Annotated in this window: 17 protein-coding genes; 1 reads left to right on the forward strand and 16 read right to left on the reverse strand. The window is 69.7% G+C overall.

Annotated features, from left to right (window positions below; translation table 11 throughout):
• Nucleotides 1-81: 81 nt before the first annotated feature.
• The 4 genes from ACZ48Z_RS21995 to ACZ48Z_RS22010 form a co-directional block, all read right to left on the reverse strand.
• Complete coding sequence (locus ACZ48Z_RS21995) at nucleotides 82-552, reverse strand: GNAT family N-acetyltransferase (RefSeq protein ID WP_468737546.1); 471 nt, start codon at nucleotides 550-552, stop codon at nucleotides 82-84.
• Complete coding sequence (locus ACZ48Z_RS22000; RefSeq protein ID WP_468737547.1) at nucleotides 549-1,493, reverse strand: RluA family pseudouridine synthase; 945 nt, start codon at nucleotides 1,491-1,493, stop codon at nucleotides 549-551. The genes ACZ48Z_RS21995 and ACZ48Z_RS22000 overlap by 4 nt, the downstream gene beginning before the upstream one ends.
• Nucleotides 1,494-1,542: 49 nt before the next feature.
• The gene (gene lspA / locus ACZ48Z_RS22005) at nucleotides 1,543-2,118 is read right to left on the reverse strand and encodes a signal peptidase II (RefSeq protein ID WP_468737548.1); all 576 of its coding nucleotides are present in this window, start codon (nucleotides 2,116-2,118) and stop codon (nucleotides 1,543-1,545) included.
• A 61-nt stretch (nucleotides 2,119-2,179) separates the two neighbouring features.
• Entirely contained in the window at nucleotides 2,180-3,217 is a 1,038-nt protein-coding gene (locus tag ACZ48Z_RS22010) for a TraR/DksA family transcriptional regulator (protein WP_468737549.1), read from the reverse strand.
• Between the two features lie 612 nt (nucleotides 3,218-3,829).
• Here ACZ48Z_RS22010 and ileS point away from each other — a divergent pair.
• Nucleotides 3,830-6,967, forward strand: a complete 3,138-nt coding sequence (gene ileS / locus ACZ48Z_RS22015; RefSeq protein WP_468737550.1) for an isoleucine--tRNA ligase — start codon at nucleotides 3,830-3,832, stop codon at nucleotides 6,965-6,967.
• A gap of 169 nt (nucleotides 6,968-7,136) precedes the next feature.
• Here the strand turns inward: ileS and ACZ48Z_RS22020 are convergent, their stop codons facing one another.
• The 12 genes from ACZ48Z_RS22020 to ACZ48Z_RS22075 form a co-directional block, all read right to left on the reverse strand.
• The gene (locus ACZ48Z_RS22020) at nucleotides 7,137-8,372 is read right to left on the reverse strand and encodes a DivIVA domain-containing protein (RefSeq protein ID WP_468737551.1); all 1,236 of its coding nucleotides are present in this window, start codon (nucleotides 8,370-8,372) and stop codon (nucleotides 7,137-7,139) included.
• Nucleotides 8,373-8,418: 46 nt separating this feature from the next.
• Nucleotides 8,419-8,703, reverse strand: coding sequence for a YggT family protein (locus ACZ48Z_RS22025; protein WP_328746617.1), 285 nt, complete (start codon nucleotides 8,701-8,703; stop codon nucleotides 8,419-8,421).
• 72 nt (nucleotides 8,704-8,775) lie between these two features.
• Entirely contained in the window at nucleotides 8,776-9,417 is a 642-nt protein-coding gene (locus ACZ48Z_RS22030; protein ID WP_468737552.1) for a cell division protein SepF, read from the reverse strand.
• Nucleotides 9,418-9,546: 129 nt separating this feature from the next.
• On the reverse strand, nucleotides 9,547-10,266 hold the full coding sequence (locus ACZ48Z_RS22035; protein WP_468737553.1) for a YggS family pyridoxal phosphate-dependent enzyme: 720 nt from the start codon (nucleotides 10,264-10,266) through the stop codon (nucleotides 9,547-9,549).
• A gap of 6 nt (nucleotides 10,267-10,272) precedes the next feature.
• The gene (pgeF, locus tag ACZ48Z_RS22040; RefSeq protein ID WP_468737554.1) at nucleotides 10,273-11,001 is read right to left on the reverse strand and encodes a peptidoglycan editing factor PgeF; all 729 of its coding nucleotides are present in this window, start codon (nucleotides 10,999-11,001) and stop codon (nucleotides 10,273-10,275) included.
• Nucleotides 10,998-12,194, reverse strand: coding sequence for a cell division protein FtsZ (ftsZ, locus tag ACZ48Z_RS22045; protein WP_468737555.1), 1,197 nt, complete (start codon nucleotides 12,192-12,194; stop codon nucleotides 10,998-11,000). Before ftsZ ends, pgeF begins: the two co-directional genes overlap by 4 nt.
• Nucleotides 12,195-12,472: 278 nt before the next feature.
• Nucleotides 12,473-13,267, reverse strand: coding sequence for a cell division protein FtsQ/DivIB (locus ACZ48Z_RS22050; RefSeq protein WP_468737556.1), 795 nt, complete (start codon nucleotides 13,265-13,267; stop codon nucleotides 12,473-12,475).
• Nucleotides 13,268-13,292: 25 nt separating this feature from the next.
• Nucleotides 13,293-14,384, reverse strand: a complete 1,092-nt coding sequence (gene murG, locus ACZ48Z_RS22055; RefSeq protein WP_468737557.1) for an undecaprenyldiphospho-muramoylpentapeptide beta-N-acetylglucosaminyltransferase — start codon at nucleotides 14,382-14,384, stop codon at nucleotides 13,293-13,295.
• Between the two features lie 6 nt (nucleotides 14,385-14,390).
• Nucleotides 14,391-15,752 carry a putative lipid II flippase FtsW gene (gene ftsW, locus ACZ48Z_RS22060; protein WP_468737558.1) on the reverse strand — a complete coding sequence of 454 codons (1,362 nt, stop codon included), beginning with the start codon at nucleotides 15,750-15,752 and terminating at the stop codon, nucleotides 14,391-14,393.
• 20 nt (nucleotides 15,753-15,772) lie between these two features.
• Complete coding sequence (gene murD / locus ACZ48Z_RS22065; protein ID WP_468737559.1) at nucleotides 15,773-17,206, reverse strand: UDP-N-acetylmuramoyl-L-alanine--D-glutamate ligase; 1,434 nt, start codon at nucleotides 17,204-17,206, stop codon at nucleotides 15,773-15,775.
• Nucleotides 17,188-18,261: a phospho-N-acetylmuramoyl-pentapeptide-transferase gene (gene mraY / locus ACZ48Z_RS22070; protein ID WP_468737560.1), complete on the reverse strand. Its 1,074-nt coding sequence runs from the start codon at nucleotides 18,259-18,261 to the stop codon at nucleotides 17,188-17,190. The genes murD and mraY overlap by 19 nt, the downstream gene beginning before the upstream one ends.
• On the reverse strand, nucleotides 18,258-19,667 hold the full coding sequence (locus ACZ48Z_RS22075) for a UDP-N-acetylmuramoyl-tripeptide--D-alanyl-D-alanine ligase (protein WP_468737561.1): 1,410 nt from the start codon (nucleotides 19,665-19,667) through the stop codon (nucleotides 18,258-18,260). The genes mraY and ACZ48Z_RS22075 overlap by 4 nt, the downstream gene beginning before the upstream one ends.
• Between the last annotated feature and the right edge of the window lie 2 nt (nucleotides 19,668-19,669).

Consider the following 19,669-nt stretch of genomic DNA (forward strand, 5'->3'; position numbering starts at 1 on the left):
CCGGGCAGCTCGACGAACCATCGGTCCCTTCAGTCTGCCCCTGGACGCCCGGACCATTTCGGCCGCCGCTCCTGGCGACCGTCAGAGAACGCGCCGCATGGCCCTGTGCGGGATCCCCGCCTCCGGATACGCCGGCCCGTACGCCACGTACCCCAGCCGTTCGTAGAACCCGAGCGCATGCGTCTGCGCGTGCAGGTCCACGGCCGCCAGTCCACGCGCGCGTGCCGCGTCCTCGACGGCCCGCACCAGCGCCGCGCCCACTCCGAGTCCGCGCGCCGCCGATGTCACCGCGAGCCGCCCCAGCGACCCCACCGTCAGGTCACCGCCGGTCTTCCCGGTCGCCGCCTCGCCGTACAGCAGCCGCCCGGTCCCGATCGGCTCGCCGTCCTCCCGCACGGCCAGCACATGGACCGCCACGGCGTCGTAGGCGTCGTACTCGAGATCCTCGGGCACGCCCTGCTCGCCGACGAAGACCTCCTTGCGCACGGCGAAGCAGGACTCACGGTCGGCGGGGTCCTCGGCGACGCGCACCGCGTACGCGCGCGTGCTCACCCGTAGGTCTCCTCGCGCACCAGGTCCAGGGCCTGCTGCAGGTCCTCCGGGTACTCGCTCGCGAACTCCGCCCACTCCCCGTCCCCGGGGTGCTCGAAGCCGAGCCGCACGGCGTGCAGCCACTGCCGGGTCAGCCGCAGCCGCTTGGAGAGCGTCGGGTCGGCGCCGTACGTCAGGTCGCCGACGCAGGGATGGCGGTGGGCCGCCATGTGCACGCGGATCTGGTGGGTGCGCCCGGTCTCCAGCTTCACGTCGAGCAGGGAGGCCGCACGGAACGCCTCGATGAGGTCGTAGTGCGTCACGGAGGGCTTGCCCTCGGCGGTGACTGCCCATTTGTAGTCGTGGTTGGGGTGGCGGCCGATGGGTGCGTCGATGGTGCCGCTGGTCGGGTCCGGGTGGCCCTGGACGAGCGTGTGGTACCGCTTGTCGACCGTGCGCTCCTTGAACTGCCGCTTGAGCGAGGTGTACGCCCGCTCCGACTTGGCCACGACCATCAGCCCCGAGGTGCCCACGTCGAGCCGGTGCACGATGCCCTGCCGCTCGGCGGCACCCGAGGTCGAGATGCGGTACCCGGCGGCGGCGAGCCCGCCGATCACGGTGGTCCCGGTCCAGCCCGGCGACGGGTGCGCGGCCACGCCGACCGGCTTGACGATCACGACCACGTCGTCGTCGTCGTGGACGATCTCCATGCCCTCGACCGGCTCGGCGACGACCTGCACGGGCGCGGGCGCCTGCGGCATCTCGACCTCCAGCCAGGCCCCGCCGTGCACCCGCTCGGACTTCCCGACCACCGATCCGTCGACCGTGACCTTCCCCGAGGCGGCGAGCTCGGCGGCCTTGGTGCGGGAGAAGCCGAACATGCGGGAGATGACGGCGTCGACGCGCTCGCCCTCCAGGCCGTCGGGCACGGGCAGGGTGCGGATCTCGGGAATGGTGCTCACCCGTCGAGTATGCAGGACCGCACCGACAGCCCCGACCGGCGGCTGTGGATCAGTCCTTGTGGACGGTGCCGTCGGGGTCGAGCCCCTTGAACGAAAGGAGCACGATCAGGATGCCGCCGCACACGATCGCCGAGTCGGCGAGGTTGAAGACCGCGAAGTGCTTGGGGGCGATGAAGTCGACGACCGCACCCTCGAACACGCCAGGCGAGCGGAAGAGGCGGTCGGTGAGGTTGCCGAGCGCGCCGCCGAGCAGCAGGCCGAGCGCGAACGCCCAGGGCAGGCTGTACAGCTTGCGGGCGAGCCGGGCGATGACCACGATCACCGCGGCCGCGATCACCGTGAAGATCACGGTGAAGGCCTCGCCGAAACCGAAGGCGGCGCCCGCGTTGCGGATCGCCTCCAGCCGCAGCCAGTCCCCGACGAGGTCGATCGGCTCGTGGTGCTCCAGCTTGGCGACCACGATCATCTTGCTGATCAGGTCGAGGGCGTACGCGAAGGCGGCCACCGTGAACAGGACGGCGATACGGCGCCCGCCCCTGGGCCGCGCCGTCTGGTCGTGCCCCGGCTCGGCCCCCGCCGCCTCTGGGGTATCCGGCGTACCGATGATGCGCTCCGCCTCTGCCACGTGTGTCCCTCGACCTAGGTGCCTGACTGAGGACGAGGGTACGACACGCCTCCTGGGACCCTCAGTACCGGCGTTCCTGCTTCTGCTTGCACTCCACGCACAGGGTGGCCCGCGGGAAGGCCTGCATCCGTGCCTTGCCGATGGCGTTGCCGCAGTTCTCGCACAGACCGTAGGTGCCGGCGTCGAGCCGTCCCAGGGCGCGCTCGGCCTGCAGGAGCATCTCGCGCGCGTTGGCCGCGAGGGCCATCTCGCTCTCGCGCGTGATGTTCTTCGTCCCGGTGTCGGCCTGGTCGTCGCCCGCGCCGTCCCCGGAGTCCCGCATGAGCCCCACCAGGGACTCCTCGGAGGCGGCGATCTCGGCGCGCAGCCGCAGGACCTCGGCCGTGAGCTCCGCGTGCGCCTCCTCGACCTCCTGCGGCGTCCACGGGTCCTCTCCGGGGCGTACCGCGAGCTCGCCGGGCTCCACCGCGGCGGCACGCGCGTTGGGTAGGGCGGTCTTGGCCGCCGTGGCCGTGCCAGAAGTCTTCTTCGCAACCACCGTCGTGGCTCCCGTCTTATTCGCGGCCTCTGCCGCGCCCGCCTTCTTGGCCGTGCTCTTCTTGGCCGCCCTCTTGGTGAGGGTGCTCTTCCCGGAGGTGCCCTGCCCGGCGTCCCGCTGTGGGGCACCGGCCTCCATGGCGGCCGTCCTGCCGTCCGCGGAGTCCTTCGCGGCCGTCTTCTTGGCCGCGCTCTTCGTCGCGACCGTGCTCTTGGCGACCGCCTTCCTGGCGACCGCCTTCTTCTTGGTGACCGAAGCCTTCCTCGCGACCGGGGCCTTCTGCGTGACCGAGGCCTTGCCGACGCCCTTGGTGGTGTCCGAAGCACCGCCGACCGGTGCCTCGGTGTCCGGTCTTCCGGACGCGCCCCCCTCCTCGGCCGCGGCCTTCCCTGCACCCGCGCGTGTGCTCTTCACGGCCGCCTTCTTCACGGCGCCCTTGGCCGCCGCGGACGGCGCGGCCCGGGTGCTCTTCTTCGCGCCCGCGCCCTTGGCCGCACCACCGGAGACATGCGTGGACCGGCCCGACGCCGACTTCTCTGCGGCGGTCTTCTTCGCCACCATGCCGCGGCCCCTTCACATATTGTGATCTTGCTCGCGAATCGTGCTGGGACGATAAATCGACTTCAGTCCCGCGGCAACGGGGCACGCCGCCCGATCCGCCCGTCCCAGGCCTGCCGGGCAGAAGGCATGCATGCGTTGTGCCCAGCTCCCCGCCGGGTAATCCGCCGGACGGCCCGTCCCGGAATCCCGGGCAGCGGTGCCGCTCCATTCGGGTCACTCCGAGCGCCGCGGCGGCCTCCGCGTCCGGCCCCGGAAAACCGGTCGGCCACTGTCCTCGGGGCGCCGTACACTGGGCGCAGCGAGAAGCGTGGATGGGGACGAGTAGCGGCGTACGCAGCCCAGAGCGACCCGGGGACGGTGGAAGCCCGGGGGCGAGCGCGACGTGAAGATCACCCCGGAGCCGCCGGAAGAAAGCCTTGGACCAGTGGGCTCCGCCCACGGGCCGCAGGGGCTGGTAGACCCGGCATCGCGACCCCAATGAGGGGGCTCACCGACGCACACCACGTGTCGGCGGGCCAAGGAGGGTGGTACCGCGGGAGCGCGTCGAAACCGGCGCACGGACTCTCGTCCCTCCGGACGGAAGGCAGCAAGTCCGCCGGAGGAAGCTCGCTGATGACAACGCCGACATACCGCCAGGTGCCCGCCCAGGTCGACCTGCCCGCGCTGGAGCACGCCGTGCTCGACTTCTGGCGTGAGCAGAAGGTCTTCGCCAAGAGCCTGGAGCAGTCCGAGGGCCGCCCCGAGTGGGTGTTCTACGAGGGCCCGCCCACCGCCAACGGCATGCCGGGCGCCCACCACATCGAGGCACGCGTCTTCAAGGACGTCTTCCCCCGCTTCCGCACCATGCGCGGCTACCACGTGGCCCGCAAGGCCGGCTGGGACTGCCACGGCCTCCCGGTCGAGCTCGCGGTGGAGAAGGAGCTCGGCTTCTCCGGCAAGCAGGACATCGAGACGTACGGCATCGCGGAGTTCAACGACAGGTGCCGCGAGTCCGTGACCCGGCACACCGACGCCTTCGAGGCGCTCACGACCCGCATGGGTTACTGGACCGACCTCCAGGACCCCTACCGCACGATGGACCCGGAGTACATCGAGTCCGTCTGGTGGTCGCTGAAGACGATCTTCGACAAGGGTCTGCTGGTCCAGGACCACCGCGTCGCCCCCTGGTGTCCGCGCTGCGGCACCGGCCTGTCCGACCACGAGCTGGCGCAGGGCTACGAGACGGTCGTGGACCCGTCCGTGTACGTCCGTTTCCCGCTCACCTCCGGTCCGCTCGCCGGTGACGCCGCGCTCCTGGTGTGGACGACGACCCCCTGGACGCTGGTGTCCAACACGGCGGTCGCCGCGCACCCGGAAGTCACCTACGTCGTGGTGACCGACGGCACGGAGAAGCTCGTCGTCGCCGAGCCGCTCGTCGCCAAGTCGCTCGGCGAGGGCTGGGAGACCACCGGCCAGTCCTTCACCGGTGCCGAAATGGAGCGCTGGACCTATCAACGTCCGTTCGAGCTCGTGGAGTTCCCGGCAGAGGCCCACTACGTGGTCAACGCCGAGTACGTCACGACCGAGGACGGTACGGGTCTGGTCCACCAGTCCCCCGCCTTCGGTGAGGACGACCTCAAGGTCTGCCGCGCCTACGGCCTGCCGGTGGTGAACCCGGTCCGCCCCGACGGCACCTTCGAGGAGGACGTCCCTCTCGTGGGCGGCGTCTTCTTCAAGAAGGCGGACGAAAAGCTCACCGAGGACCTTCAGCAGCGCGGCCTCCTCTTCCGGCACATCCCGTACGAGCACAGCTACCCGCACTGCTGGCGCTGCCACACCGCGCTCCTCTACTACGCGCAGCCGTCCTGGTACATCCGCACCACCGCCGCCAAGGACCGGCTCCTCCAGGAGAACGAGAACACCAACTGGTTCCCGGAGACGGTCAAGCACGGCCGCTTCGGCGACTGGCTGCAGAACAACATCGACTGGGCGCTGTCCCGCAACCGCTACTGGGGCACCCCGCTGCCGATCTGGCGCTGCGAGGACGACCACCTCACCGTCGTCGGCTCCCGCGCGGAGCTCACCGAGCTGACCGGCACGGACCATTCCGAACTGGACCCGCACCGCCCGTACATCGACGAGGTCACCTTCGCGTGCCCCCAGTGCGAGAAGACGGCCACGCGCGTGCCGGAGGTCATCGACGCCTGGTACGACTCGGGTTCGATGCCGTTCGCCCAGTGGGGCTACCCGTACAAGAACAAGGAACTGTTCGAGTCCCGCTACCCGGCGCAGTTCATCAGCGAGGCCATCGACCAGACCCGCGGCTGGTTCTACACGCTGATGGCCATCGGCACCCTGGTCTTCGACAAGTCCTCGTACGAGAACGTCGTCTGCCTCGGCCACATCCTCGCCGAGGACGGCCGCAAGATGTCCAAGCACCTGGGCAACACCCTGGAGCCGATCCCGCTGATGGACCGGCACGGCGCCGACGCGGTCCGCTGGTTCATGGCGGCCGGCGGCTCCCCCTGGGCGGCCCGCCGAGTGGGCCACGGCACGATCCAGGAGGTCGTCCGCAAGACGCTCCTCACGTACTGGAACACGGTCGCCTTCCAGGCCCTGTACGCCCGTACGTCGAACTGGGCACCCTCCGCGGCCGACCCGGCCCCGGCCGACCGCCCGGTCCTGGACCGCTGGCTGCTGTCCGAACTGCACGCGCTGACCGACCAGGTGACCCAGTCCCTGGAGGCGTACGACACCCAGCGCGCCGGCAAGCTCCTGTCGGCGTTCGTCGACGACCTGTCCAACTGGTACGTACGACGGTCCCGGCGCCGCTTCTGGCAGGGCGACAAGGCCGCGCTGCGCACCCTGCACGAGGTCGTCGAGACGGTCACCAAGCTGATGGCCCCGCTGACCCCGTTCATCACCGAGCGGGTCTGGCAGGACCTGGTCGTCCCGGTCACCCCGGACGCCCCGGAGTCCGTGCACCTGGCCACCTGGCCGGAGGCGGACCTCACCGCGATCGACCCGGAGCTGTCGAAGCAGATGGTCCTGGTGCGCCGGCTCGTCGAGCTGGGCCGGGCCACGCGCGCGGAGTCGGGCGTGAAGACCCGTCAGCCGCTGTCCCGGGCGCTCATCGCCGCGACCGGCTTCGACGCCCTCGACCGCGAACTGCACGCGCAGATCACGGAGGAGCTGAACGTGAGCTCCCTGGCGTCCCTGAGCGAGGTCGGCGGCAGCCTCGTCGACACCACCGCGAAGGCCAACTTCCGTGCCCTCGGCAAGCGCTTCGGCAAGCGCGTCCAGGACGTGGCCAAGGCCGTCGCCCACGCCGACGCGGCCGCGCTCTCGCTGGCCCTGCGCGAGGGCACAGCGTCGGTCGAGGTCGACGGCGAGACGGTCACGCTGGCGCCCGACGAGGTGATCATCACGGAGACCCCGCGCGAGGGCTGGTCGGTCGCGTCAGACTCGGGCGCGACGGTCGCCCTGGACCTGGAGATCACGGAGGAGCTCCGCCAGGCGGGCCTGGCCCGTGACGCGATCCGCCTGATCCAGGAGGCCCGCAAGAACAGCGGCCTCGACGTGGCCGACCGCATCGCCCTGCGCTGGACGGCGACGGACCCCGCGGTGATCGCGGCCCTGTCCGAGCACAGCTCCCTGATCGCCGACGAGGTCCTGGCGACGGACTTCGCCCAGGGTGAGGCGGACGACACCTACGGCACCCCGTTCACCGACGAGGGCCTGTCCCTGACGTTCCGCCTGCGCAAGGCGTAGGTCCACGCGGAAGGCCCGGTCCCACGGAAAGGGACCGGGCCTTCCGCATGCCCGGGACGTCCACGGACGTACGACACCGTGATCAACACGCGTAAAAGGGCGGGGCCCCGGATCAAAATCCGGGGCCCCGCCCTGAACGCCGCCGACGCCTAAGGCGTACTAGAGGCCGTCAGTTGTCGTCCTCATCGATGAGGAACCCACGCATCGGCGACGGAGCCTGGCCCATCGGGCCGGGACCCTGCGGCCGCACCGGCGCCATCGGCTGGGTCATCGCGGGCGACATCTGCTGCTGACCGCCGTAGGACGGACCGGCCGGCGAAGGGCCGCCACCCATGCCCTGGTTGCCGTAGGACGGGGCGCTCGCGCCCGCCGGAGCCATGGACGGCGCCGGGGACGGCGGCAGCGACGCGGTCGCCGGGGTCCGCGGCGGAGCCAGCGAGTCGTCGGCCTGGGTCTCCAGCTGACGCAGCTGCGACTCGAGGTACGACTTCAGACGCGTGCGGTACTCGCGCTCGAAGCCGCGCAGGTCCTCGACCTTGCGCTCCAGCGTGGCGCGAGCGGACTCCAGGGAGCCCATCGCGACGCGGTGCTTCTCCTGCGCGTCCCGCTCCAGGGCGTCGGCCTTGGCACGGGCGTCCCGCTCAAGACCCTCGGCACGCGAACGCGCCTCGCCGACAATCTTGTTGGCCTCGGAACGGGCCTCGGCGATCGCCTGGTCGGCGGTCTGCTGGGCCAGCGAGAGGACTCGGGCGGCGCTGTCGCCACCGGGGCCCTGACCGGGGCCGCCCATCGGACCGCCCATGGGGCCGCCCATCTGCTGCTGCATGGGATGGCCGCCCATCGTGCCCTGACCCATGGGGCCCTGGCCCATCGGACCCTGGCCCATGGGGCCCTGACCCATCGGACCCTGACCCATGGGGCCCTGACCCTGCGGGCCGCCCTGGCCGCCGGGAGGCAGCTGCGGCGCACCGCTCGGCAGCTGGGGCGGGCCGCCCATGGGGCCGCCCATCTGCTGCGGCGGACCGGATATGCCGGCCGGGACGGGGGCGCCGGGACCGGGCCCACGCATGCCCTGCTGAGGCATACCCTGCTGCTGCATTCCCTGTCCGGGCATACCACCCTGCTGCATACCGCCCTGCTGCATGCCACCTTGTTGCATGCCGCCCTGCTGCATGCCGCCCTGCTGGTCCTGCTCCGGGGGCTTGCGCATGTTCTGCTGGTTCTGCGCAGCGGCGCGCGTGGCCGCGGCCAGCTTGGCGCGCAGGTCCTCGTTCTCGCGGAGCAGGCGGGTCAGTTCGGCTTCGACCTCATCGAGGAAGGCATCGACCTCGTCCTCGTCATAGCCTTCTCGGAGGCGGACGGTCGTGAACTGCTTGTTCCGCACGTCCTCGGGGGTCAACGGCATCTCTTCACCTCAACGTAGTCGTCGGCATTCGGCAAGACCGTATCGTTCACAGCCGGCTCACGACGGAGATCAGGATGTAGACGATGATCATCAGTACGAAGAAGGACAGGTCGAGCGCCACGCCCCCGAGACGCAACGGCGGGATGACCCGCCGCAGAAGCTTGAGTGGTGGATCAGTGACAGTGTAGGTGGCCTCCAGAACGACCACCATCGCCTTGCCGGGTTGCCACGAGCGGGCGAACTGGAAGACGTAGTCCATGACCAACCGGAAGATGAGCACGATGAGGAAACACATCAGCGCGATGTAGACGATCTGAACAACCACGCTCATTGCTGGTGCTTCCCTCTCCCCTGTTTCCGTGCTGCTGGGTACTGCTCGTACTGCTGATTCCGGTCCTGCGTCTCAGCTCTGGTTGAAGAACCCGCCCTCTGCGATGCGGGCCTTGTCCTCCGCCGTGACATCGACGTTAGCAGGCGACAACAGGAACACCTTCTGCGTCACCCGCTCGATGCTGCCGTGAAGACCAAACACCAAACCGGCCGCAAAGTCGACAAGTCGCTTGGCGTCTGTGTCATCCATCTCAGTCAGATTCATGATCACCGGGGTGCCCTCACGGAAGTGTTCCCCGATGGTACGGGCCTCGTTGTAGGTCCGGGGGTGAAGCGTGGTGATCCGGTAAGGCTCTCGTTCGGACACGACCTTGGGCATGATCACCGGTGCGTTCTTCTCCAGGCTTGCGCGCTCTTGTGTGATGGATGCCACGGGCGCGATACGCGCGGGGCGCACCGATTCCGCGGCCGGCGAAGCGGATCGGGACACCGGGTCGCGCGGTGCCGCAGAGTGCACAACTCTGACCGATTCGTCCCTTTCGGGCTGAAGTGCCTGATGGGACTGGTGTGACGGCTCGTGCCGTCGGCGGTCCCTCTCGAGCTCCGGGTCGAGTTCGGGCTCGAAGTCGTCGTCGGGGTCAAACCCGCGGCCGTCGTACCCGTCGTCCTCCACGAGGCCGAGGTAGACCGCCATCTTGCGCATCGCGCCGGCCATTCTCTGAGTCCTCCGCTCTGTGGTGGATCGGCTGACGACTGCCAAGTGCCCGCGATCCACGAGGTCGTTACGACCGCCCTCCGGCGGTAATGACCATATTTTCTGCTGTGGTCCGACTTCCTGGCGACGTTACCCGAGCCTGGGACGGACTCCGAGTACCGCGGTGCCGACGCGTACATGTGTCGCCCCTGCCGCCACGGCCTGTTCGAGGTCCGCACTCATCCCTGCGGAGACCATGTTCGCAGCCGGATGAGATCGGCGCAGGTCGGTCGACAAATCCATCAACCGCTCGAATGCCGCCTGTTCGCGTCCCGCGTACTCACCGGTGAGCGGAGCGACGGTCATCAGCCCGTCGAGCCGCAGCCCCGGGGCGCGCGCCACGAGTCCGGCCAACTCCTCGATCCCGCCCGGCGCCACACCACCCCGCTCCCCGCGCTCGCTCGCCCCTGCGTCCAGCGCGACCTGGATGAGGCATCCCACCTCGCGCCCGACCTTCACGGCCTCCTTCGAGAGGGCCGTCACCAACTTCGAACGATCGACGGACTGCACAAGATCCGCGTAGCCGACCACGGATCGCACTTTGTTGGTCTGCAACTGGCCAACAAAGTGCCAAGTCAGCGGCAGATCCGAGCATTCGGCGGCCTTGGGCGCCGCGTCCTGGTCCTTGTTCTCGGCGACGTGCCGCACGCCGAGCTCCGAAAGGATCCGTACATCGCTCGCGGGGTAGGTCTTGGTGACCACGATGAGGGTCACCTCCTCCCGCTTGCGCTCGACGTCCGCGCACGCGGCGGCGATGCGCTCCTCCACTTTCGCCAGGTTCGCGGCGAGTTCGTCCCTGCGGTCTGTCATGTCCCGTCAGCCCAGCCAGACATATCCCGCGAGTCGCCCCGTGGTGCGATCGCGGCGGTACGAGAAGTGGTCGCCCGACTCGAGCGTGCAGACCGGCGACCGGCGTCGGTCGCGCACCCCCAGCCGGTCGAGTTGCGCGTGCACTCCGGCGGTCACGTCGACCGCGGGTGTGCCCCAACTCGTCTCGGCGTGCGCCGCGGGCTCGACGGCGGCGACGTCGGCGCGCATCGGCTCGGGCACTTCGTAGCACCTGCCGCAGACCGCGGGTCCGGTGCGGGCGACGATCCGGGCGGGGTCGGCGCCGAGTTCCGTCATCGCGCGCAGCGCGGCGGGGACGACTCCGGCGATCATGCCGGGCCGGCCCGCGTGGGCCGCCGCGGCGATCCCGGCGACCGGGTCGGCGAGCAGGACGGGCACGCAGTCCGCGGTGAGGACGGCGAGGGCGAGGCCGCGTTCGGCGGTGACGATCGCGTCCACCTCCGGCACCTTCCTCTCGCCCCACGGCGCGGAGACCTCCACGACGTCCGCCCCGTGCACCTGGTTCATCCAGACCACCTGCGTGGGATCGAGTCCCAGTGACTTGGCGGCCAGTTCACGATTGGTCCCCACGGCCTCCAGGTCGTCGCCGACCGCCCCGCCGAGGTTGAGCTCCTCATACGGAGCGGCGCTCACCCCGCCCCACCTGTCGGTGAAGGCGAAGTGCGCGCCGCTCACGCTCTCGCGCTGTCCTATCACTTCAGGAAGTCCGGCACGTCCAGTTCCTCGGCCGCGCTGTCGGAGTAGGTCCGCGACGGCGGGACCGGCGGGGCGACCGGGAGGTCGGCGACCGGCTCGGGCGCGGGCTCCGGGTCCTCCTTCGGCGTGACGCTGCCGAGCGAGCCGAAGGACGGGCGGCTCTCGGTCTGCCGTACCGGAGTGGGCTCCTCGCGGCGGGCCGACGCCGAGGACGAACCCATGACGGTCTCCCGGCGGGTCGGCGGCTGCCCCCCGTCGAAGCCGGCGGCGATCACGGTGACGCGGACCTCGTCGCCGAGGGCGTCGTCGATGACCGCGCCGAAGATGATGTTGGCCTCCGGGTGCGCGGCCTCGCTGACCAGCTGGGCCGCTTCGTTGATCTCGAACAGGCCGAGGTCGGAGCCGCCGGAGATGGAGAGCAGCACACCGCGGGCGCCGTCGATGGACGCCTCCAGGAGCGGCGAGGAGATCGCCATCTCGGCTGCGGCCACCGCGCGGTCGTCGCCGCGGGCCGAGCCGATGCCCATGAGAGCCGAACCGGCCTCGGACATGACCGACTTGACGTCGGCGAAGTCGAGGTTGATCAGACCGGGGGTGGTGATCAGGTCGGTGATGCCCTGGACGCCGGACAGGAGGACCTGGTCGGCCGACTTGAAGGCGTCGAGCACCGAGACCTGGCGGTCCGAGATGGACAGCAGCCGGTCGTTGGGGATGACGATGAGGGTGTCGACCTCTTCGCGGAGTTCCGCGATGCCGTCCTCGGCCTGGTTGGCCCGGCGCCGTCCCTCGAAGGTGAACGGACGGGTGACCACGCCGATGGTGAGGGCGCCGAGGGTGCGGGCGATGTTGGCCACGACGGGCGCGCCGCCGGTGCCGGTGCCGCCGCCCTCGCCGGCCGTCACGAAGACCATGTCGGCCCCCTTGAGGACCTCCTCGATCTCCTCGCGGTGATCCTCGGCGGCCTTGCGGCCGACGGCCGGGTTGGCTCCGGCGCCGAGTCCGCGGGTGAGTTCACGGCCGACGTCGAGCTTGACGTCGGCGTCGCTCATCAACAGCGCCTGCGCGTCGGTGTTGATGGCGATGAACTCGACGCCCTTGAGACCGACCTCGATCATCCGGTTGATGGCATTGACACCACCGCCGCCGACACCGATGACTTTGATGACTGCGAGGTAGTTCTGCGGTGCTGCCACGTCGAAGGCCTCTCGCCTCGAGTTACGTGTCGTCGCTTCGCGGGTGAGTGCGATCCGACGACTGATGCCGAATGGGACGGTCCGTAGCGCCGACCCGAACCCTAACGCTGAAGTTTAGGGTTACCAGTGTGTCTGTTCTCTGGAGTCTTCCGAACAGGACACTAAGTCGACAAGTGGCGCACGTTCAACGAACACGCCGAACCTCCCGTTTTTCTTTTCACCCTATGTGATCAGCCATAGCCGTGCCCAACCAGGGTGTTGGCCTGCGCTGATGTGCGTCAACTCCCTGATGACACAGGGGCGGTGGGAGCGCTGACATCGAAGTACCGCGCATCGGGGGTGGCTTTCAGGAGAGCCGTGAGGGTGCGCGCCTTCGCGGCACCCTTCTCTCCACTGCCCCAGGCGACGGTCCGGCCGTCGGTCAACTCCAGCGAGATGTCGTCGTACGAACGCACCTTGACGGAACGGGTCGCGCGGGCGACGACGGCCGGAATGTCACCCGCCACACGCACCGCTTCGCGCACGAGCCGGCTCTCGCCGAATCGGCGCAGGCTCGCGGCGCGGGAACCCGGCTGAGAGAGCGTCAATTCCAGTGCGGGGACGCCTTTCGGGGCCTGGGAAACCGTGGCGAATCGGACACCTTCATCGTCCACTTCGACAAACTTTCCGCCCTTTTGGACAAGCAGAACCGGAGTACGCTCGGTCACTTTCAGCCCGATTCCGTGGGGCCAGGAACGGGTCACATCAACCGCGTCAATTCGGGGCAATTTCCGGCGCAGTCGCGCCTCGATCGTGTCGGTGTCGACGGAAATCAACGGGGATCCGACCGGTACGTCGGCGGCCTCGCGCACCTGCTCCGGAGTCAGCACGTCGGTTCCCGAGACCGACACCCGTTCGACGCGCAGCCACTGGGAGCCGTACAACAGCCAGACGGAGCCCGCGGAAAGAAGCACGAGCGCCACGGCGAGGATGATGATCGTACGAAGTCGACGCACCCTCAACCGACGGACGGGAGGCGGGCCGGACGACTCCTGCTGGCGTTCACCGCGCTCGGCGGTTGTCGATCCGGCCACGCTTCCTGCCCTCCGTACACGGGTCCTAACGGCGATGCGAGGCGATCGCCTCGTACACCATGCCGACGAGCAGTTCGTCGGCGTCCCGGCGGCCGAACTCGGCGGCAGCGCGGGACATCTCGTACAACCGGTGCGGGTCGGCGAGCACGGGCAGGACGTGGCCCCGTACCCAGTCGGGCGTCAGTTCCGCGTCGTCGACCAGCACTCCGCCGCCGGCCTTGACCACCGGCTGGGCGTTCAGCCGCTGTTCGCCGTTGCCGATGGGCAGCGGGACATAGGCGGCCGGGAGCCCGACGGCGGAGAGTTCGGCGACGGTCATCGCGCCCGCGCGGCAGAGCATCATGTCGGCCGCGGCGTACGCGAGGTCCATCCGGTCCAGGTAACTTACCGGGATGTACGGGGGCATTCCCGGCATCTGCTGTACATGCGGCAGTTCGTTCTTCGGGCCGACCGCGTGCAGGATCTGGATCCCGGCCTGCTGGAGCCAGGGCGCGACCTGCTGGACGACCTCGTTCAGGCGCCGCGCGCCCTGCGAGCCGCCGGAGACCAGCAGGGTCGGCAGGTTGGGGTCGAGGCCGAACGCGTGCCGGGCCTCGGGCCGGACGGCGGCCCGGTCCAGGGTGGCGATGGAGTAGCGCAGCGGGATCCCGATGTAGCGGGAGTTGCGCAGCTTGCTGTCCGGCGTGGCGACGGCGACCTGGGCGGCGTACCGGGAGCCGATCTTGTTGGCCAGACCGGGGCGGGCGTTGGCCTCGTGGACCACGATGGGCACCCCTAGGCGCTTGGCGGCGAGATAGCCGGGCAGCGCCACGTAGCCGCCGAAGCCGACGACGGCGTCGGCCTTGGTGCGCTCCAGGATCTGCTCGGTGGCCTTGATCGTGCCCCGCAGCCGGCCCGGGACGGTGATCAGCTCGGGGGTGGGCTTACGGGGCAGCGGGACGGCCGGGATGAGCGCGAGCTCGTAGCCCCGCTGTGGGACGAGCTTGGTCTCCAGCCCCCGTTCCGTGCCCAGAGCCGTGATCCCCACGCTCGGGTCCTGCCTGCGCAGGGCATCCGCGAGGGCGAGCGCCGGCTCGATGTGGCCGGCGGTCCCCCCACCGGCGAGTACGACATGCACCGAAATTCACCGCTCTCCGGACGAACGCGCCACCGGGGCGCGCCGTCGCATCGTGTTCCATCTCCGAGGCCCCCGTGCCGGCACGGGAGCTCCCGCCCGCTTTCTGCCGAAGCGAGGTTGCCGCATCGACAGCGCCGCCCGCGCGGCGGGGTCGTCACGCGCGAACGCGATCAACAGCCCGACGGCGAACATGGTCGGCAGCAGGGCGGAACCTCCGTAGGAGAACAGCGGGAGCGGGACGCCGGCGATCGGCAGCAGGCCGAGCACCGCACCGATGTTGATCACCGCCTGAGCGGTGATCCAGGTGGTCACGCCACCCGCGGCATACCTGACGAAGGGATCCTCCGTGCGTCCGGCCACGCGGATACCCGCATAGCCTAGAGCCGCGAAGAGGGCGAGCACCGACAGCGTCCCCGCGAGGCCCAGTTCCTCACCGGTGACGGCGAAGATGAAGTCGGTGTGGGCTTCGGGTAGTTGGCCCCATTTCTCCACACTCGCCCCGAGCCCGGAACCGAAGATTCCGCCCGAGGCGAGCGCATAGATGCCATGCACGGCCTGCCAGCAGTCGGCGCCGCCGGACCTGGGCTCGGTGGCACCGATGCAGGCGAGCCGGGCCATGCGGTTCGGGCTGGTCTTGATGAGGATCACACCGATGAGGGCGGCGACCGACAGCACTCCGACGAACAGCCGGGTCGGCGCCCCCGCCAGCCACAGCAGGCCGAACAGGATCGCCGTCAGGATGATCGCCGTGCCCATGTCGCCGCCGAGCATGATCAGCCCGAGCAGCAGGAAGGCGACCGGCACGAGCGGCACCAGCATGTGCTTCCACTGGGTCAGCAGCTTCTTGTCCTGCTTGCGGGCGAGCAGGTCGGCCGCCCACAGCACGAGGGCGAGCTTGCCGAACTCGCTGGGCTGGATCTGGAAGGAGCCGCCGAGCGAGATCCAGTTCTGGTTGCCGTTGACCGACATCCCTATCCCCGGCACCTGCACGAGCGCCATCAGGAAGACCGCGCCCGCGAGGATCGGATAGGCGAGCGCGCGGTGCAGCTTGACCGGCATCCGCGAGGCGACCAGCAGCAGGACGCCGCCGATGACGGCGGCCAGGAACTGTTTGCGGAAGAAGAAGGATCCGGGCAACGACATCTGCAGGGCCGTGATCTGCGAGGCCGAGTAGACCATCACCAGGCCGAGCACGGTGATCAGCAGACTGCCGCCGAGGATCAGGTAGTAGGCCGTCAGCGGCCGGTCCCAGGCGCGCCTGGCGTTGCCGTACAGCCGTCGTACGGGGTTGTCGCGGGGCGGCCGGGAGACGGCGGGACGGCGGGGCGCCCGCTGCACGGGCGGCCTGCCGGTACGGCTGGTGGGCATCAACGCCTCCGCTACGTCGGTCAGGAGCCGAGTTCGCGAACCGCCTCCGCGAACGCGTCACCGCGCTTGTTGTAGTTGGCGAACATGTCCATCGAGGCGCAGGCCGGTGCCAGCAGCACCGTGTCACCTGCGACGGCGAGGCGCGAAGCCTCCTGGACAGCCGCGAGCATCGCCCCAGTGTCGGTCCGGTCGAGGTCGACCACGGGTACTTGCGGGGCGTGTCGCGCGAGGGCTTCACGGATCAGGGCGCGGTCCCGGCCGATGAGAACGACACCGCGAAGGCGCTTTGCCGACTTGGTGACCAGCTCGTCGAAGGTCGCGCCCTTGGCGAGCCCGCCCGCGATCCACACGATCGACTCGTACGCCGCCAACGAGGCTTCCGCCGCGTGGGTGTTGGTGGCCTTGGAGTCGTCGACGTACGCGACCTCGGCCACGTCGGCCACGTGGGCGATGCGGTGGGCGTCCGGGGTGAAGTTCCGCAGCCCGTCCCGTACGGCCCTTGCGGGCACCCCGAAAGCGCGTGCGAGGGCCGCCGCCGCGAGGGCGTTGGCGATGTTGTGCGGAGCCGGCGGGTTGACGTCGGAGACCTCGGCGAGTTCCTGGGCGTTCTTCTGCCGGTTCTCGACGAAGGCACGGTCGACCAGGATGCCCTCCACGACGCCGAGTTGGGAGGGCCCGGGAGTGCCGAGGGTGAAGCCGACGGCCCTGCAGCCCTCCTCGACGTCCGCCTCGCGCACCAGGTCCTCGGTGGCCTTGTCGGCGACGTTGTAGACGCAGGCGACCCGATTGCCCTCGTAGATGCGGCCCTTGTCGGCGGCGTACGCCTCCATGGAGCCGTGCCAGTCGAGATGGTCCGGCGCCAGGTTCAGGACGGCGGCGGAGTGGGCGCGCAGAGAGGGCGCCCAGTGGAGCTGATAGCTCGACAACTCGACGGCCAGGACGTCGTACTGCTCGTCGCCGAGCACCGCGTCCAGCACCGAGACGCCGATGTTGCCGACGGCGGCGGTGCGCAGGCCCGCCGCCGCAAGGATCGACGCCAGCATCTGGGTGGTGGTCGTCTTGCCGTTGGTGCCGGTGATCGCGAGCCAGGGGGCCGCGTCGGGGCCCCTGAGCCGCCAGGCGAGTTCGACGTCGCCCCAGATCTCCAGGCCGGCTTCACGGGCCGCCGTGAAGAGCGGCTTGTCCGGCTTCCAGCCCGGAGCGGTGACGACGAGTTCGGCGCCGTCGGGCAGGGTCGCGCCGTCACCGAGGCGCACGGTGATGCCCAGCGCCTCCAACTCGGCGGCCTGCTCACGCGCGCGTGCGTCGTCGCCGTCGTTGACGACCGTGACGTTCGCCCCGCGCGCGTGCAGCGCCTTGGCCGCCGGGAGCCCGGAGACACCGAGCCCGGCGACGGTGACGTGCTTGCCCTGCCAGTCGACGGGCGCCGAGGAGGTCACTTTTCTGCTGCCCATCCCGCGTAGAAGAGACCCAGTCCGACGATCACGCAGATGCCCTGGATGATCCAGAAGCGGACCACGATGAGGACTTCGGACCAGCCCTTGAGTTCGAAGTGGTGCTGGAGGGGCGCCATGCGGAAGACCCGCTTGCCGGTCAGCTTGAAGGAGCCGACCTGGATGACGACCGACATGGTGATGAGGACGAACAGACCGCCCATGATGGCGACCAGGAGCTCCGTGCGGGACACGATCGCCAGCCCCGTGAGGACACCGCCGAGGGCGAGCGAACCGGTGTCGCCCATGAAGATCTTGGCCGGCGAGGTGTTCCACCACAGGAAGCCCAGGCAGGCGCCCATCAGAGCGGAGGCGATCACCGCGAGGTCGAGCGGATCGCGCACCTCGTAGCAGGCGTTCGGGTTGGTCAGGGTCTGCGCGTTGGCGCAGGACTCCTGGAACTGCCAGACGCCGATGAACGTGTACGCGCCGAAGACCAGCACCGAGGCACCGGTGGCCAGGCCGTCCAGACCGTCCGTCAGATTCACGCCGTTCGACATCGCGAGGATCATGAACAGCGCCCAGACCACGAAAAGGATCGGGCCGATCTTCCAGCCGAAGTCGGTGATGAACGACAGCCGCGTCGAGGCCGGGGTGTTGCCGTGGACGTCCGGGAACATCAGCGCGAGCACCGCGAAGCTGATGCCGACGATCAGTTGGCCGGCCATCTTCGCCTTGGCCCGAAGACCCAGCGAACGCCTCTTGACGATCTTGATGTAGTCGTCGAGGAAACCGACCAGGCCCATGCCGCACATCAGGCCGAGCACCAGCAGGCCCGAGTAGGTCGGGGGGTAGCCGGTGATGACCTTGGACAGGAAGTAGGCGGCGACCGTCGCGGAGATGAAGGCGATACCGCCCATCGTCGGCGTACCGCGCTTGCTGCCGTGCGAGCGCGGGCCGTCGTCCCGGATGTACTGGCCGTAACCCTTGCGCGCGAGCAGCTTGATCAGCAGCGGGGTGCCGACCAGGGTCAGAAAGAGGCCGATGACTCCTGAGAACAGGATCTGCTTCATCATCGGGCGGCAACCTCACCCTCGGCGTCGAGCAGCGCCTGGGCGACGCTCTCCAGGCCGACCGAACGGGACGCCTTCACGAGGACGACGTCTCCCGGGCGCAATTCACTGCGCAGCAGGTCGACCGCCGCCTGTGCGTCGGACACGTGCACCGACTCCTCACCCCACGAACCCTCGTTATATGCGCCCAGTTGCAGCCAGGACGCTTCCCTGCCCCCGACCGCGACGAGCTTGCCGACATTGAGCCGGACGGCGAGCCGTCCGACCGCGTCGTGCTCGGCGAGCGCCTCGTCCCCGAGCTCGGCCATCTTGCCGAGCACCGCCCAGGTCCGCCGCCCCCTGCCCATGGCCGCGAGCGCGCGCAAGGCCGCTCGCATGGACTCGGGGTTCGCGTTGTAGGCGTCGTTGACGATGGTCACGCCGTCCGGGCGCTCGGTGACCTCCATACGCCAGCGGGAGAGGGAGCCCGCCTCGGAGAGCGCGGTGGCGATCTCACTTGCGGACATGCCCAGCTCATGGGCGACGGCGGCCGCGGCGAGCGCGTTCGACACGTGGTGCTCACCGTACAGGCGCATGGTCACTTCGCTTGCACCGGAGGGTGTGCGAAGGCTGAAGGCGGGCTGTCCGCTGTCCGTGAGTCGCACGTTCTCGGCGCGTACGTCCGCTTCGCCGGACTCTCCGAAAAGGATCACCTTCGCCTTCGTACGGGATGCCATGGCCCGTACGAGGGGATCGTCGGCATTGAGGATCGCGGTGCCGCCGTCCTGTGACGACGGAAGCGCCTCCACGAGTTCGCCCTTGGCCTGCGCGATCTGCTCGCGGCCGCCGAACTCGCCGATGTGGGCGGTGCCGACGTTGAGGACGAGGCCGACCTTCGGGGGCGTCAGATCCGTGAGGTAGCTGATGTGGCCGATGCCGCGGGCACCCATCTCCAGGACGAGGAACTGGGTCTCCTCGGTGGCGGTGAGCGCGGTGAGCGGCAGCCCGATCTCGTTGTTGAGCGAGCCCGGCGTGAAGACCGTCGGCGCCTTGCTGCGGAGCACCTGGGCGATCAGGTCCTTGGTGCTGGTCTTGCCTGCCGAGCCGGTGAGGGCGACCAGGGTCGCGCCGAGCCGCCGTACGACATGACGCGCGAGGGCGCCGAGAGCCGTCTGGACGTCCTGGACGACGATCGCGGGGACCCCGACGGGGCGCTGGGCCAGTACGGCCACCGCGCCCGCCCGGACGGCCTGCTCCGCGTAGTCGTGGCCGTCGACGTGCTCCCCCACGAAGGCGGCGAACAGAGAGCCGTCCTTCACCTGCCGGGAGTCGATGACGACGGGCCCGTGCACCTGCACCGACGGATCCGGTATGTCGTGCGTCTGCCCGCCGACGACTGAGGCGATCTCGGCGAGAGAGAGGGCGATCACAA

The sequence above is a fragment of the Streptomyces sp. NPDC031225 genome (genome assembly GCF_055570355.1).